Consider the following 13,748-nt stretch of genomic DNA (forward strand, 5'->3'; position numbering starts at 1 on the left):
CCGAAAAAGAATCATGACCCCCGCCACCGGTCCCGTTTACGCCCGCCCCGCCTCCCGGTCAACCCTCCATTCCGGCCAGCGCACCCGGCCCCGTCGCCCACTCCCCACATCTGGCCAACGTTGTCGAACGGCCTTGCTGGTGCCGGGCTTCCGGGCCCAAACTGCACAGGCCGCCGATCAGTGGATCGCCGGTCCGCATTCCTACGAGGACGTGACAGGAGCAAGCAATGCAGAACGGCAAGTTCCTTTCCGGCAGGACCGCCCCCGGCGAAGGCTGGCAGAACTACCCCGACCGCAATGGCGACGGCGTTTACATCGACGTCGACACCAGCGCCGGAGGATTCACCGAAACCCCCGCCTATATTGCGGCCCTCACCGGCGACGACCGCATGTGGATGACCACCGGTGGAAACACCGTCTACAAAGCCACCCCCACCGGCTTCCGCATCTACGTCCGCCGCGTCGACCGCCAGCCCATCGACCCCGAATACGCCGCCAAGAACGGCTGGCACATCGCCTGGATAGCCGCCGAGGTGTGACCCACGGGCCCCATCCGCCGACCCTCACGGAGAATCTGTGGGGGGCGGCGGTGTGTGCCGGAAATCCGCCCGCCCTGCCCCGAACGTCCGCCGGCGCCAGGCGAGCTCCGTGACAGAGCCTCGTGTCAGAGCCCGTGTAAGGCCCTCCTGACCAGGCATGAAGCCCCCGCACCGCAAAAACCCACGTGCATTCCGCCCGGCCACCCCCTACCCTCGGCACCATGTCGACCCCCCGGATCTCCTAGCTCGGACACCCGCTTTCGCGCCATCCGTGTGTCTTTGAGCTGTTCCGGAGTGTCACATCATGATTACCGTTCGTGGTGCCGACGTGCGTGTCGGTGCCCGGCTTCTGCTGGCCGGGGTGTCCTTTCATGTGGGGGCCGGCGACCGTGTCGGCCTGGTGGGTCGTAACGGGGCGGGGAAGACGACCCTGCTCGACACCCTGGCGGGGCGGGTGCAGCCCGCTGCCGGGGAGATTGTGCGTACAGGGAGTGTCGGGCATCTGCCGCAGGACTCCCGGGCGGCCGATCCGGCCGTCACCGTCACCGACCGGATCCTGTCCGCGCGCGGGCTCGACCGGGCCGTGGCGGAGCTGCACCGGGCCGGGGAAGCGCTGGCCGGGGCCGTGGGGCCGGCGGCGCAGGAGAAGGCGATGGCTGCGTACGCGCGGGCCGAGGACGCTTTTCAGGCGTGCGGCGGGTACGCGGCGGAGGCCGAGGCGGCGCGGGTCGCGGACGGGCTGGGGCTGCCCGAGCGGGTGCTGCGCCAGCCGGTGGGCGGGCTTTCGGGCGGTCAGCGGCGGCGTGTGGAGCTGGCCCGCATTCTGTTCGCCGGGCACGGCACGCTGCTGCTGGACGAGCCGACCAATCACCTCGACGCCGACTCGGTCGCCTGGCTGCGCGGCTTCCTGGCCGCTCACCGGGGCGGTCTGGTGATGATCAGCCATGACACGGGGCTGCTCGCCGACACCGTCAACCGGGTGTTTCACGTGGAACCGTCGCGTGCCGCCCTCGACGTGCACAACACCGGCTGGCACGCCTACCTCGCCCAGCGCGCCGCGGACGAGCGGCGCCGGGCGCGGGAGCGCGCCAACGCCGAGCGCAAGGCGGCGGCGCTGCACACCCAGGCCGACAAGATGCGGGCGAACGTCGCGACGGCCGCCTCCGCGAAGAACATGGCCCGCCGCGCGGACCGGATGCTGGCCGCGCTGGAGCCGGCGCGGCGCAGCGAGAAGACCGCGCGCATCCGCCTGCCGGAGCCCGCGCCGTGCGGCCGGGTGCCGCTGGGCGCGGTCAGCCTGGCCAAGGCGTACGGGGGGCACAGGGTGCTGGACGGCGTGGACCTGGCCGTCGACCGGGGCAGCCGGCTGGTCGTACTGGGCCTCAACGGGGCCGGCAAGACCACCCTGTTGCGGCTGCTGGCCGGGCGTGAGACGCCGGACTCGGGCCGGGTCGTCGCCGGACATGGGCTCAGGCTGGGGTACTTCGCGCAGGAGCACGACACGCTGGACCCGGCCCGGACGGTCCGGGAGAACCTCGCCGCCGCGGCGCCGCACCTGACGGACGGCGAGGCCCGGCGCGTCCTCGGCTCGTTCCTGTTCTCCGGGGACGACGCGGACAAGGCGGTACGTGTGCTCTCCGGCGGCGAGAAGACCCGGCTGTCGCTGGCCGGACTGGTCCACTCGCGCGCCAACGTCCTGCTCCTGGACGAGCCGACCAACAACCTCGACCCGGCCTCCCGCGACGAGGTGCTGGCCGCGGTCGGCACCTACCCCGGCGCGGTCGTGATGGTCACCCACGACCCGGGTGCCGTCGAGGCCCTCCGGCCCGACCGGGTGCTGGTGCTGCCGGACGGTACGGAGGATCTGTGGGGGCGGGAGTACGCGGAGTTGGTGGATCTGGCGTGAGGGGGCGGCCTCACCCCGGTCCGTCCCGGTCTTCCGGGTGCTGTCAGGCGGGTTTGCGGGCCTCGATGAGGAAGCGGGTGGAGTGGGCCACGAACGGGCCCTCCGCCCGGATCTTCGCGTCCAGTTCCCGCAGCCGGTCGCGGTAGCGGTCCACCGTGAAGCCCGGGACCATCCAGATCACCTTGCGCAGGAAGTAGACCACCGCTCCGATGTCGTGGAACTCCGTACGCAGGGACTCCGCCCGCAGGTCGGCGATCTCCAGGCCGGCGGCCTCGGCGTCCTGGCTCTCGTCGTCGGGGTGGCGCCGGCGCCGTACGTCCTCGGGCTGCGGGCCGAGGAAGTACTCGACGAGCTCGAAGACGCTGGCCGGGCCGACGTGCTGGGCGAAGTACGTGCCGCCGGGGCACAGTACGCGGGCGATCTCCGGCCACCACACGGTGGCCGGGTGGCGGCTGGTGACGAGGTCGAAGGCGCCGTCGGCGAAGGGCAGCGGCGGCTCGTCCGGGTCGGCGACGACAACCGCGCCGAGCGGGTGCAGCAGCGCGGTCGCCTTCGCGACGTTGGGCGGCCAGGACTCGGTGGCCGCCATGACGGGCGGCAACGGCCCGGCGCCCGCGAGGACTTCGCCGCCGCCGGTCTGGATGTCCCAGTCGCTCGCCCAGGCGGCGCTGGTATCCCCAGGAGGGCCGCTGCTCGGTGGCCCGGCCGTCCAGCCAGGAGAAGTCCCAGCCCTCCACGGATGCGGATTCCGCCTCGGCCACCAGGTCGTCGAAGGTACGTGGACGTGTGGTCATGCGGGAATCGTCTCAGGCGAGAGTGGGGGTTTCTACTGATTTAGGCTGGTTTGTGCCGGGGGTGGTCGGAGTCAGGGCAGAGTGTCGAGGGCGGCCAGGATGTCCGCCGGTTCGGCGCGCTTGACGTAGTCGGGGTCGGCGAAGGTCCAGCGGACCGTCCCGGTGCGGTCGATGACGAAGGTGGCGGGGAGCGGCAGGGTGCGCGGGTGCCCGCCGTTGACGCGCTGCATCTCGAAGCCGAAGGAGTCGTAGACGGCCGCCAGGTCCTCGGGCAGGTCGAAGGCGATGCCGTACCGCTCGGCGACCTCGGAGCCCACGTCGCTGAGCACGTCGAAGGCCAGGCCGTGCTTCTCGGTGAGGGTCAGGGACTCGTCGGGGACCTGGGGCGAGACGGCCACCAGGCGGGCGCCGCGCGCGGTGATGGCGCCGTGATGCTCCTGGAGGGCGCGCAGTGCGAGGTTGCAGTACGGGCACCACGCGCCGCGGTAGAAGGTCAGCGCGACCGGCCCTTCGGCCAGGAGGGTGCTCAGGGTCACCTTCCGCCCGTCCGCGGCGGGCAGCGTGAAGTCGGGGGCCGGCGTGCCGGGTCCGGGTGCCGCGGCGGCCCGGCCGGACTCGGCCAGTTCGCGCCCGGCGCGCTCCATGACCGCCCGGGCGGGGGCGGGGATCTGCGGGTAGCGGGACGCGAAGAAGGCGTGCAGTTCGGCGTTGAGGCTCAGGGCCATGGGCTCGTCCACCTGACCTGGTAGGCGCGCGGGGTGTGCGGGGCGCGCGGGCGTGCAGAACTTGGAACGGTCGTTTCAAGTTACGGGGACGCCGGACCCCTTGCCAAGGGCTGGGCGGGGTTATCTCGGTACGGATGGTTCACGTACGGTGAGCGGGAACCGCCGCCGCCTGCACGGCTGTTGCCGGTGCGCGGCGGTAGGCGCGAGGAAAGGCGGCGGGCCCGGAAGCATGCCGGACATCAAGCACTTCGACCCGGACGCGGCCCTGGAGGCCGTGGTCCGGCTGTTCTGGGAGCGGGGCGTCGCCTCGACCGGCATCCAGGACGTGGTCGACCGGACCGGCGTCAGCCGCTCCAGCCTGTACGCCACCTTCGGCGGCAAGCAGGACCTCTACCTCGCGGCCCTGCGCCGGTACGTCGAACAGTGGTCGCGGCCCGCCTTCGCGCGACTGGCGGCGGACCCGCGCGGCCTGCCCGCCGTCACCGAGTTCTTCGCCGAGCTGGTCCGCCTGCGCTGCAGCGGCCCGTACGCCCGCTGGGGCTGCTTCGTCGCCAACGCGCACACCGGACCGGCCAGCGCCGAACCGGGCGTGCGGCAACTGCTGGAGGAGCACCATGAGTTGCTGGCGGGTGCGATGCGCGGGGTGCTCCGTACGGCCGCGCAGCTCGGACAGCTCGCGCCGGGTACGGATGCGGAGGCCGGTGCCGAACTGCTGGCCCTGCTCGCCTACGGGGTCAACCTGCGCTCCCGTACGGGCGCCGACCCCGAGGTGCTGGAGGCGACGGTGACGGCGGCGCTCGCCCCGTACGCTGCGTGACCGGCACCCGTCACGGGGGTACGGCCATGGCGCGGGGCGCGCCGCCGGGCGAAGGTGGAAGCGCCGGCGGCGGAGGACGGCCGGGAGGCGAACGGCATACGGCCGAGAGGCACGATCGACAGACGCAGGAGAGACGTCATGAGCGAAGTGATCGCCGATGTGCGCGTCCCGGACAGTGCCCTGGCGCGGGAGGCGACCGAGCTGGTGCGCGAGGCCGCGTCGCCGCTGCTGTTCGACCACTCCCGCCGGGTGTTCCTGTTCGGGGCGCTGTGCGGACGGCAGCAGAAGCTGGAGTTCGACCCCGAACTGCTCTACGTGGGCGCGATGTTCCACGACCTCGGGCTGACCGAACGGTACCGCCGCACCGACCAGCGCTTCGAGCTCGACGGTGCCGACGAGGCCCGCGACTTCCTGCACCGGCACGGCATCACCGGCGAACGGGCCGACCGGGTCTGGACGGCGATCGCCCTGCACACCACGCCCGAGATCCCGCTGCGCATGGCACCCGAAGTCGCCCTGGTCACCCGGGGTGTGGAGCTGGACGTCCTGGGCATCGGCTACGACACCGTCTCCGACGAGCAGCGGGCCGCCGTGGTCGCGGCGCACCCCCGGCCCGGCTTCAAGAACCGCATCCTGGCCGCCTTCACCGACGGCATCAAGGACCGGCCCGGCACCACCTTCGGCAACGTGAAGGCCGATGTCCTCGCCCACTTCGTCCCCGGCTTCGAGCGCCGTGACTTCGTGGAGGTGATTCAGGGCTCCGACTGGCCGGAGTGACGGCGCGGGCCACCTGAGGAGGTGGCCGCCCGTACCCGCAGGGACCAGTCGTGGTGGCGGACGGTCTCCGGCCCGGCGCGGCCGGCCAGGATGTCGCAGAGCAGGGCGGCGCAGGCCCGTCCGTACGCGTCCGGGCGCAGGTCGATCGCCGTGACGGGCGGCGCGCAGGCGCGCAGGGCCGGGCTGTCCACGCAGGAGGCGACGAGCAGGTCGCGGCCGGCCGTACGGCCGAGCCGGGTAGCGGCCCGCAGGACGCCGGCGGCGGCACCGTCGGGCGCGCAGACCACCGCGTCGACGGCGGGTTCGGCGGCGAGCAGATCCGTGGTGGCCTGCGCCGCTTCGTCGGGGGTGGCGGCGAACGGCACGGTCCGTACGGCGACTTCGTGCCCGTGCGTACGGCCCCAGGCGCCCGCCGTCTCGCGCAGCGCGGTGGCCCAGGCGGAGGTGCCGGCGGGCGCGAGCAGGGCCGGGCGCCGGGCGCCGGACTCGTGCACGTGGTCCAGCAGCGCGGTCAGCGAGGCGGCGTTGTCGCAGACCACGGCGCCGGCGGGGGCGGTGGCCCGGCCGAGGTAACGCTCGCCCGTCACGACGGGGACGCCCGCGTCGAGCAGGCCCGGTACGGAGGTGTCGGTGGCCTCGGGGTCGATGACGAGCAGGCCGTCCACGCGGGAGGCGAGCCGCCCGGCGGCTCCGCCGTCCGGGGCCAGCAGCACCACGTCCAGGCCGTCCTCCTGGGCGCGGGTCACCGCCCCGAAGGCGAGGGTCATGTAGTAGTCCAGCCGGGTCGCGGTACGCGGCAGGTGCAGCCCGATCGCGCCGGCGTTGGCCCGGCGCAGCCGCTGGGCGGCGCTGTTGGGCCGGTAGCCCAGCCGGTCGGCGGTGTCGCGGACCCGGCGGCGGGTGTCCTCCGCCACCCGGCCGGAGCCCTGTAGCGCGTCGGAGACGGTGCTCTTGGAGACCCCGGCGGCGCGCGCGACATCGAGCAGGGTCACGGTGCGGCGGCTGGTCACGGGGCGCAAGTCTAGACGTACGGGGGAGGGGGCCGATCAGGGCGGACGCGGGGGCGGACCGCTCCGGCGCGGGCCGGGACCGGGGCGGTATCGCGGGGCCCGCCCCCTTGCCGGAACGTTCCGGCACTCATACATTGCTCTCTGCCGGAACGTTCCGGCACGGACGGCGTCTGTCCGGCTGCCCGCAGCCGGCATGTCCCTGTCCGGGCCCCCGTATCCGGCACGTCCGCCCGCCCGCCCATCCGTCCGAAACCCCGTCCGTGTCCGCCCGCGTCCCTCCCGCCCCCAGGAGCCCCCATGCGTGTGATCACCGCCCTCACCCCGCCCGCCTCGCCGACCCGGACCCGGCCCGCCGAGCGCGCCCCGCTGCGCGTCGCGCTCGTACAGCAGCGCTGGCACCGGGACCCGGACGAGCACCGCGCCGCCCTCAAGGAGGGCATCCGCCTGGCCGCTGCGGAGGGCGCGCGCGTCGTCTGCCTCCAGGAGCTGACGCTCTCCCCGTACTTCGCGGTGGTCCGCAAGGCCGACCACCCGGAGCCCGCCGAGCCGGAGGACCTGCGCACCGGTCCCACGGTGACCTTCGCCGCCGGGGCCGCCCGGGAGTACGGCGTGTACGTGCACGCCTCCCTGTACGAGCGGCCGGACCCCGCCCCCGGCCCCGACGGCACCGTGACGCCCGACGGCCTCGGTTACAACACGGCCGTCCTGGTCGCCCCGGACGGCGCCCTCGTGGCCCGTACGCGCAAGACGCACATCCCCGTCTCCGAGGGCTACTACGAGGACCACTGGTTCCGCCCGGGCCCGGCCGGCGCCGACGCCTTCCCCACCCATGCCGTCGAGAACGCCACGTTCGGCCTGCCCACCTGCTGGGACCAGTGGTTCCCCGAGCTGGCCCGCGCCTACTCGCTGGCCGGCGCCGACGTGCTCGTCTACCCGACCGCCATCGGCTCCGAGCCGGGCCACCCGGGCTTCGACACCCAGCCGCTGTGGCAGAAGGTGATCACCGGCAACGCCATCGCCAACGCCACCTTCATGATCGTGCCGAACCGTATCGGCACCGAGGGCCCGCTGACGTTCTACGGCAGCTCTCTCATCATCGACCCGTACGGCCGTGTGCTGGCCCAGGCGCCCCGCGACGAGCCCGCCGTCCTGGTGGCCGACCTCGACCTGGACGCCCGCCGCGACTGGCTGGAACTGTTCCCGTTCCTCACCACCCGCCGCCCGGACGCGTACGGGCCGCTGACGGTGACGGACTGATCAGCGGTACGGGCACCGCTACGGTCACCGGCGCGGGTACGGAATCGGCGGGCGGCCCCCGCAGGACAGCGGCGGGCGGCCCCCGCAGGACAGCGGCGGGCGGCCCCCGCAGGACAGCGGCGGGCGGCCCCCTCCCGGGAACCGCCCGCCCGCGTCACTTCCCCCCGACCTGACCCGCCACCGCATCCAGCACCCGCGGCAGCTCCTCGGCCGGCAGGCCGCCGCCCTGGGCGAGTTCGGGGGAGCCGCCGCCGCGTCCGTTCAGCAGGCGCTTGACCAGGTCGGACGCCGAGCCGCCGGCTTCCTTGCCGGCCTTGTTCAGGGCGACCACCAGGGCCGCCTTGCCGGCCGTGGCGGAGCCGACGGCCACGGCGGCGGGCTGTTCCGCCGGCATCCGGTCGCGTACGGCCATGGCCAGCGCGCGGGCCGTCTCGGCGCCGCCGTCCGCGGTGGCGGTGACGACCCGGAAGCCGCCCGCCTGTACGGCGGAGCCGGCGAGTTCCGCGGCGCGCGCCACGGTGGCCTGCTGCCGCAGCCGCTGGTTCTCCCGGTCGGACGCCTTCAGGCGCTCCAGCAACCCGGCCACCCGGTCGGGGAGTTCGGCGCGCGGGCCCTGGAGCTGTTCGGCGAGCTGGGAGACCAGGTCGCGTTCACGGGCGAGGTAGCCGAAGCCCTCGATGCCGACGGAGGCCTCCAGGCGGCGCATGCCGGCGCCGACGGACGACTCCGCGGTCAGGGCGACGACGCCGACCTGGGAGGCGTGCGCGACGTGCGTACCGCCGCACAGTTCGCGCGACCAGGCGCCGCCGATCTCGACGACCCGTACCTTCTCGCCGTACGTCTCGTCGAACAGCGCCAGCGCGCCGATCTCCTTGGCCTCCGGCAGCGTCATCCACTTCACGTCCACCGGCAGGTCGCGGCGGAGCGCCCGGTTGGCGGCCTCCTCGACCTCGCTGCGGGCGGTGGCGGACAGGCCGCCGCGCCACGGGAAGTCCAGGCGCAGATAGCCGGGGCGGTTGTAGGAGCCGGACTGGAGGGCCGTCGGGCCGAGGATCTCGCGCAGTGCGGCGTGCAGGACGTGGGTGCCGGAGTGGGCCTGGCGGGCGCCGAGCCGCCACTCGGGGTCGACGGCCGCGTGCAGGGCGTCGCCCGGGGCGAGTTCACCGGCGGTGACGCGGATCTGGTGGGCGACGAGGCCGAGGAGCGGCCGCTGCACGTCCAGGACCTCGGCCTCGGCCGAGGTGCCGGACAGCCGTCCGGCGTCGCTGTCCTGGCCGCCGGACTCGGCGTAGAACGGGGTGCGGTCCAGGACGACGGTGACGATCTCGCCCTCGCGGGCCACCGGCACCGGACCCTGGGCGCCCAGCAGGGCCAGCACCTTGGAGTCGGTCTCCAGGGTGTCCCAGGCGCGCCAGTCGGTGGGGCCGTGCTCGTCCAGGACCGTACGCAGCGCGGACGTGTCGACCGTGCCGCCGGACTTGCGGGCGCGGGCGTCGGCGCGGGCCCGCTCGCGCTGCTCGCGCATCAGGGCCGCGAAGCCCTCGCGGTCCACCTCGACGCCCTGCTCGGCCGCCATCTCCAGGGTGAGGTCGATGGGGAAGCCGTACGTGTCGTGGAGGAGGAACGCCTGCCGGCCCGGGAGCGAACGGCCGCCCTGCTCCTTGACCTTGGTGACGGCGGTGTCCAGGACGGCGGTGCCCTGGCGCAGCGTCGCGCGGAAGGCGTCCTCCTCGCCGGCCGCCTGGCCGGCGATCCGGTCGTAGGCCTCGGCGACCTCCGGGTAGCTGGGCGCCATGCAGTCGCGGGCGACCGGCAGCAGCTCGGGCAGCGCGCGGTCCTCGTAGCCGAGCTGGCGCATCGAGCGGACGGCGCGGCGCAGGATGCGGCGCAGTACGTAGCCGCGGCCCTCGTTGCCGGGCGTGGTGCCGTCGGCGAGCAGCATCAGGGCCGTACGGACGTGGTCGGCCACCACGCGCAGCCGTACGTCGTGCTGCTCGTCGTCGCCGTAGCGGACGCCGGCGAGCGCGGCGGCGCGGTCCAGGACCGGGCGGGTCTCGTCGATCTCGTAGAGGTTGTCGACGCCCTGGAGGAGGGTGGCCATCCGTTCCAGGCCCATGCCGGTGTCGATGTTGCGGCGGGGGAGTTCGCCGAGGATCGGGTAGCCGGACTTGCCGGTGCCCTCGCCGCGCTCGTACTGCATGAAGACGAGGTTCCAGAACTCCATGTACCGGTCCTCGTCCGCCTCCGGGCCGCCCGCCCGGCCGAACTTGGGCCCCCGGTCGTAGTACAGCTCCGAACAGGGCCCGCACGGCCCCGGCACGCCCATCGACCAGAAGTTGTCCTCGTCGCCGCGCGAGACGATCCGCTCCTCGGGCAGCCCGGAGACCTCCCGCCACAGGGTGCGGGCCTCGTCGTCGGTGTGGTGCACGGTGACCCAGATCCGCTCGGGGTCGAGGCCGTACCCGCCGTCGGCGACCGGGGTGGCGGACAGCTCCCAGGCGAAGCGGATGGCGTCTTCCTTGAAGTAGTCGCCCAGGGAGAAGTTGCCGTTCATCTGGAAGAACGAGCCGTGCCGGGTGGTCTTGCCGACCTCTTCGATGTCCAGGGTCCGTACGCACTTCTGGACGCTGGTCGCGCGCGGCCAGGGCGCCGCCACCTCACCGGTGAGGTACGGCTTGAAGGGCACCATGCCCGCGTTGACGAACAGGAGCGTCGGGTCCGGCGTGGGCAGCGGCGCGCTGGGGACGACGGTGTGGCCGCGTTCGGCGAAGAAGTCGAGGAAGCGGCGGCGGATCTCGGCGGTACGCAAAGGGGGCTCCGGGCGGTCGGGGAGGGGGAAGGGGCGGTCGCGGCGGCCGTTACGCTGCGGCTCGCGCCGCCCTGGCGGCCGGGTGCAGGGCCGCGTACTCCAGCGGCGCCGACGGGTCGATCGACAGGTCCAGCGGAGCCGGCTCGGCCCCTGCCCGTACGAGCAGGTCGCCGACGGCGGCGATCATCGCGCCGTTGTCCGTGCACAGCCGCAGGGGCGGTACGCGCAGCGTGATGCCCGCCTTCTGGCAGCGCTCCTCGGCGAGAGACCGTACGCGCGAGTTGGCGGCGACGCCGCCCACCACCACCAGCGTGTCCACGCCATGCTCCTTGCAGGCCGCGACGGCCTTGCGGGTCAGTACGTCGGCCACCGCCTCCTGGAGGGAGGCCGCGCCGTCCGCGACGGGCAGTTCGCCGTCGGCATGCCGTTCGGCCCAGCGCGCGGCGGCCGTCTTGAGGCCGGAGAAGGAGAAGCCGTACGGGTCGTCGCGAGGCCCGGTCAGCGGACGCGGGAACGCGACGGCCTTCGGGTCGCCCTCGCGCGCGGCCCGGTCGATCGCCGGACCGCCCGGGTACGGCAGGCCGAAGACCCGCGCCACCTTGTCGAAGCACTCCCCGGCGGCGTCGTCGAGGGTGTCGCCGAGGTGCGCGATCGGGTCGCGCGCCAGGTCCCGTACGAGGAGGAGGGAGGTGTGCCCGCCGGAGACGATCAGCACCATGCAGGGGTCGGGCAGCGGGCCGTGCTCCAGGGTGTCGGCGGCGACGTGCCCGGCGAGGTGGTGCACCCCGTACAGCGGTACGCCCAGCCCGTACGCCAGGCCCTTGGCGCCGGCCAGGCCGACCTGGAGGGCGCCCGACAGGCCGGGTCCGGTGGTCACGGCCACCGCGCCGATGTCGGCCATGGCCAGGCCCGCCTCGTCGAGCGCGCGGCGTACGACGGGTGTGAGGGAGTGCACGTGGGCGCGGGCCGCGATCTCGGGTACGACGCCGCCGTAGCGCGCGTGCTCGTCCATGCTGGACGCCACCGCGTGCCCGAGCAGCTTGCCGTCCCGGACCAGGCCGGCCCCGGTCTCGTCGCAGGAGGACTCGATCCCCAGCACCACTGGAGAGCCTGGAGATGCCACCGCACCGCTCCTTCGTACCCGCCGGATCCGTTATTGCGAGTGATGTGCAATAACCCTTTCCGTCCAGGATACGGCGGCTCGCATCCGTGCAGGTGCGGCCCGTATCCGTGGTCACGGCCCCTCGGGCGCCGCCCTCTGCCCGAGTTCCCCCGCCACCCGGGCGTTCCACCGCCCGTCCCGCCCGCTGAGCACCGTCACGGACAGCGGCGGTACGTCCACCCGCCAGAAGGACGAGGGCGGCGCCCCCAGCGCGCACACCACGGAGGCACGTACGACGTCCGGCTCCACCACGGCCACGACCCGGCCGCCCTCCGCCGCGAGGCCCGCCAGCCAGTCCGCCACCCGGCCGAGCACCTGCGTCAGCGTCTCGCCGCCGTGCGGCGCGCTGTCCGCGTCGGACAGCCAGGCCGCGACTGCCGCGGGCTCGGCGGCCAGCACGTCCTCCAGGGCGAGCCCCCGCCAGCGGCCCATCGCGCGGCCCGCCGCGCCCGGGTCCGGTGCCGCCCGCAGGCCGAGCGCCTCGGCCGTCTCCCGGCAGCGCGCGGAAGGGGAGGTCAGGGCCCGGCCGGCGGGCAGGGCGGCGGCAGCGGTGCGGGCGGCGCGGGCGCGGCGCAGCCCGTCCGGCGTCAGGGGTTCGTCGGCGGGGAAGCGCACCGCGCGCTGGGCGTCGTCGAAGGACGGTGAGACCAAGGTCACCCGGGTTGTCATGCGCACCTCTTCCGGCGGGACATCATGGTGGCGCACAAGGGAAGCGGCAGGGCGCGCGCCCGCCGCCGTGCGCCTTTACGGCCACCCGCGGGGCCTTGGCCCGGCCGCCGCCACGCGGTACGTTCCCGATGATATTGACGATGACATGACGGAAGCCGGTGGAATTCCGGCGCGGTCGCGCCACTGTGAACCCGCACCGGTCCCGTACGGGACCGACGGGCCAGCCAGACCCGTCCTGTCGTGACGATCCACTGTCCGGGACGCGTGATTTCCCAGGAGGTACCGCCATGGCCCAGTCCGTCGCACCGCCGACCACCGGCTCCGCCGCACCCGCCACCCTGCCGATCAGGACGGTCCTGCCATGGGCGGTCTTCGGCGGCGTGCTGATGCTCGTCCTGCTCTACTTCGTCGGCGCCGAACAGGGCGCCACCTCCCTGCTCTCCGGCACCGGCGTGCACGAGTGGGTCCACGACGGACGCCACCTGCTCGGCTTCCCCTGCCACTGACCGGGGGACCCGCACATGAACTCCGCCACCGTCAGATCCCTCCTGGTGCGCGGCATGGCGGCCGGCCTCGCCGCCGGCCTGCTCGCCCTGCTCGTCGCCTACCTGCTGGGCGAACCGCAGGTCGACGCCGCCATCGCCTTCGAGGACGCGCACGCCCACGAACACGGGGCCGAGGTCGTCAGCCGCACGGTGCAGTCCACCGCCGGCCTGGCCACCGGCGTCCTGGTGTACGGCGTCGCGCTGGGCGGAATCGCCGCCCTGGCCTACTGCTTCGCCCTCGGGCGCGCCGGCCGCTTCGGCCCCCGCGCCACCGCCCTGCTGCTGGCCGGTGCCGCCTTCGCCGCGGTCCACCTCGTACCGTTCCTGAAGTACCCGGCCAACCCGCCGTCCGTCGGCGACCCCGACTCCATCGGCAAGCGCACCGTGCTGTACTTCCTGATGATCGCCCTCAGCGTGCTGCTGACCGTCGCCGCCGTCATCCTCGGCAAGCGGCTCGCACCCCGCCTGGGCACCTGGTACTCCACGGTCGCCGCCCTGGCAGCCTTCGCCGTGGCCGTCGGCCTCGCCTACGCGTTCCTGCCGGCCGTCAACGAACTCCCCGCCGACTTCCCCGCCCTGCTGCTCTGGAAGTTCCGGCTCTCCGCACTGGGCATCCAGCTCACCCTGTGGACCGCCTTCGGCCTCCTCTTCGGCGAACTGGCCGAACGGGCCACCGGGGTACGGGCAGCGGGCACTCCGCGAGGGGCGGACGGGGGCGCCGTGCCGTCGGCACACTGA

The 13,748-nt window shown here is 74.0% G+C and carries 12 protein-coding genes and 1 pseudogene; 7 read left to right on the top strand and 6 right to left on the bottom strand.

From position 1 onward, the window contains the following. Positions 1-227: 227 nt before the first annotated feature. Positions 228-539: a hypothetical protein gene (locus ACZ4Z1_RS10030; protein WP_398475633.1), complete on the top strand. Its 312-nt coding sequence runs from the start codon at positions 228-230 to the stop codon at positions 537-539. 304 nt (positions 540-843) lie between these two features. Continuing rightward, positions 844-2,445 (top strand): ABC-F family ATP-binding cassette domain-containing protein, encoded by a 1,602-nt coding sequence (locus ACZ4Z1_RS10035; RefSeq protein ID WP_468486093.1) that lies wholly within the window; start codon positions 844-846, stop codon positions 2,443-2,445. A 43-nt stretch (positions 2,446-2,488) separates the two neighbouring features. Here the strand turns inward: ACZ4Z1_RS10035 and ACZ4Z1_RS10040 are convergent. Both ACZ4Z1_RS10040 and ACZ4Z1_RS10045 read right to left on the bottom strand, forming a co-directional pair. Next, positions 2,489-3,239: pseudogene (locus tag ACZ4Z1_RS10040) on the bottom strand (methyltransferase domain-containing protein). 71 nt (positions 3,240-3,310) lie between these two features. Continuing rightward, entirely contained in the window at positions 3,311-3,958 is a 648-nt protein-coding gene (locus ACZ4Z1_RS10045; RefSeq protein WP_468486308.1) for a peroxiredoxin-like family protein, read from the bottom strand. A gap of 235 nt (positions 3,959-4,193) precedes the next feature. On the opposite strand from ACZ4Z1_RS10045, the gene ACZ4Z1_RS10050 reads away from it, so the two are divergent. Together ACZ4Z1_RS10050 and ACZ4Z1_RS10055 are read left to right on the top strand one after the other, a co-directional pair. Then, positions 4,194-4,781, top strand: coding sequence for a TetR/AcrR family transcriptional regulator (locus tag ACZ4Z1_RS10050; protein WP_468486094.1), 588 nt, complete (start codon positions 4,194-4,196; stop codon positions 4,779-4,781). Between the two features lie 138 nt (positions 4,782-4,919). Next, entirely contained in the window at positions 4,920-5,558 is a 639-nt protein-coding gene (locus tag ACZ4Z1_RS10055) for an HD domain-containing protein (protein ID WP_468486095.1), read from the top strand. Here ACZ4Z1_RS10055 and ACZ4Z1_RS10060 read toward each other — a convergent pair. After that, positions 5,534-6,568: a LacI family DNA-binding transcriptional regulator gene (locus ACZ4Z1_RS10060; RefSeq protein WP_468486096.1), complete on the bottom strand. Its 1,035-nt coding sequence runs from the start codon at positions 6,566-6,568 to the stop codon at positions 5,534-5,536. The two genes, ACZ4Z1_RS10055 and ACZ4Z1_RS10060, sit on opposite strands and share 25 nt — an antisense overlap. A 297-nt stretch (positions 6,569-6,865) precedes the next feature. Here ACZ4Z1_RS10060 and ACZ4Z1_RS10065 point away from each other — a divergent pair, with 297 nt between their 5' ends. Next, entirely contained in the window at positions 6,866-7,825 is a 960-nt protein-coding gene (locus tag ACZ4Z1_RS10065; RefSeq protein ID WP_468486097.1) for a carbon-nitrogen hydrolase, read from the top strand. Positions 7,826-7,979: 154 nt separating this feature from the next. Here ACZ4Z1_RS10065 and alaS read toward each other — a convergent pair whose 3' ends face one another. The 3 genes from alaS to ACZ4Z1_RS10080 all read right to left on the bottom strand — a co-directional run bounded on the left by alaS (position 7,980) and on the right by ACZ4Z1_RS10080 (position 12,465). Further along, positions 7,980-10,634, bottom strand: coding sequence for an alanine--tRNA ligase (gene alaS / locus ACZ4Z1_RS10070; protein WP_468486098.1), 2,655 nt, complete (start codon positions 10,632-10,634; stop codon positions 7,980-7,982). Positions 10,635-10,683: 49 nt separating this feature from the next. Further along, positions 10,684-11,736, bottom strand: a complete 1,053-nt coding sequence (gene tsaD, locus ACZ4Z1_RS10075) for a tRNA (adenosine(37)-N6)-threonylcarbamoyltransferase complex transferase subunit TsaD (protein WP_468486309.1) — start codon at positions 11,734-11,736, stop codon at positions 10,684-10,686. Positions 11,737-11,868: 132 nt separating this feature from the next. Next, positions 11,869-12,465, bottom strand: a complete 597-nt coding sequence (locus ACZ4Z1_RS10080; protein ID WP_468486099.1) for a histidine phosphatase family protein — start codon at positions 12,463-12,465, stop codon at positions 11,869-11,871. A 287-nt stretch (positions 12,466-12,752) separates the two neighbouring features. Between ACZ4Z1_RS10080 and ACZ4Z1_RS10085 the strand changes: the two genes are divergently transcribed. Both ACZ4Z1_RS10085 and ACZ4Z1_RS10090 read left to right on the top strand, forming a co-directional pair. Further along, positions 12,753-12,971: a CbtB domain-containing protein gene (locus ACZ4Z1_RS10085; protein ID WP_468486100.1), complete on the top strand. Its 219-nt coding sequence runs from the start codon at positions 12,753-12,755 to the stop codon at positions 12,969-12,971. A 15-nt stretch (positions 12,972-12,986) separates the two neighbouring features. Further along, positions 12,987-13,748 (top strand): CbtA family protein, encoded by a 762-nt coding sequence (locus tag ACZ4Z1_RS10090; RefSeq protein WP_468486101.1) that lies wholly within the window; start codon positions 12,987-12,989, stop codon positions 13,746-13,748.

Source organism: Streptomyces sp. NPDC030165 (assembly GCF_055573595.1).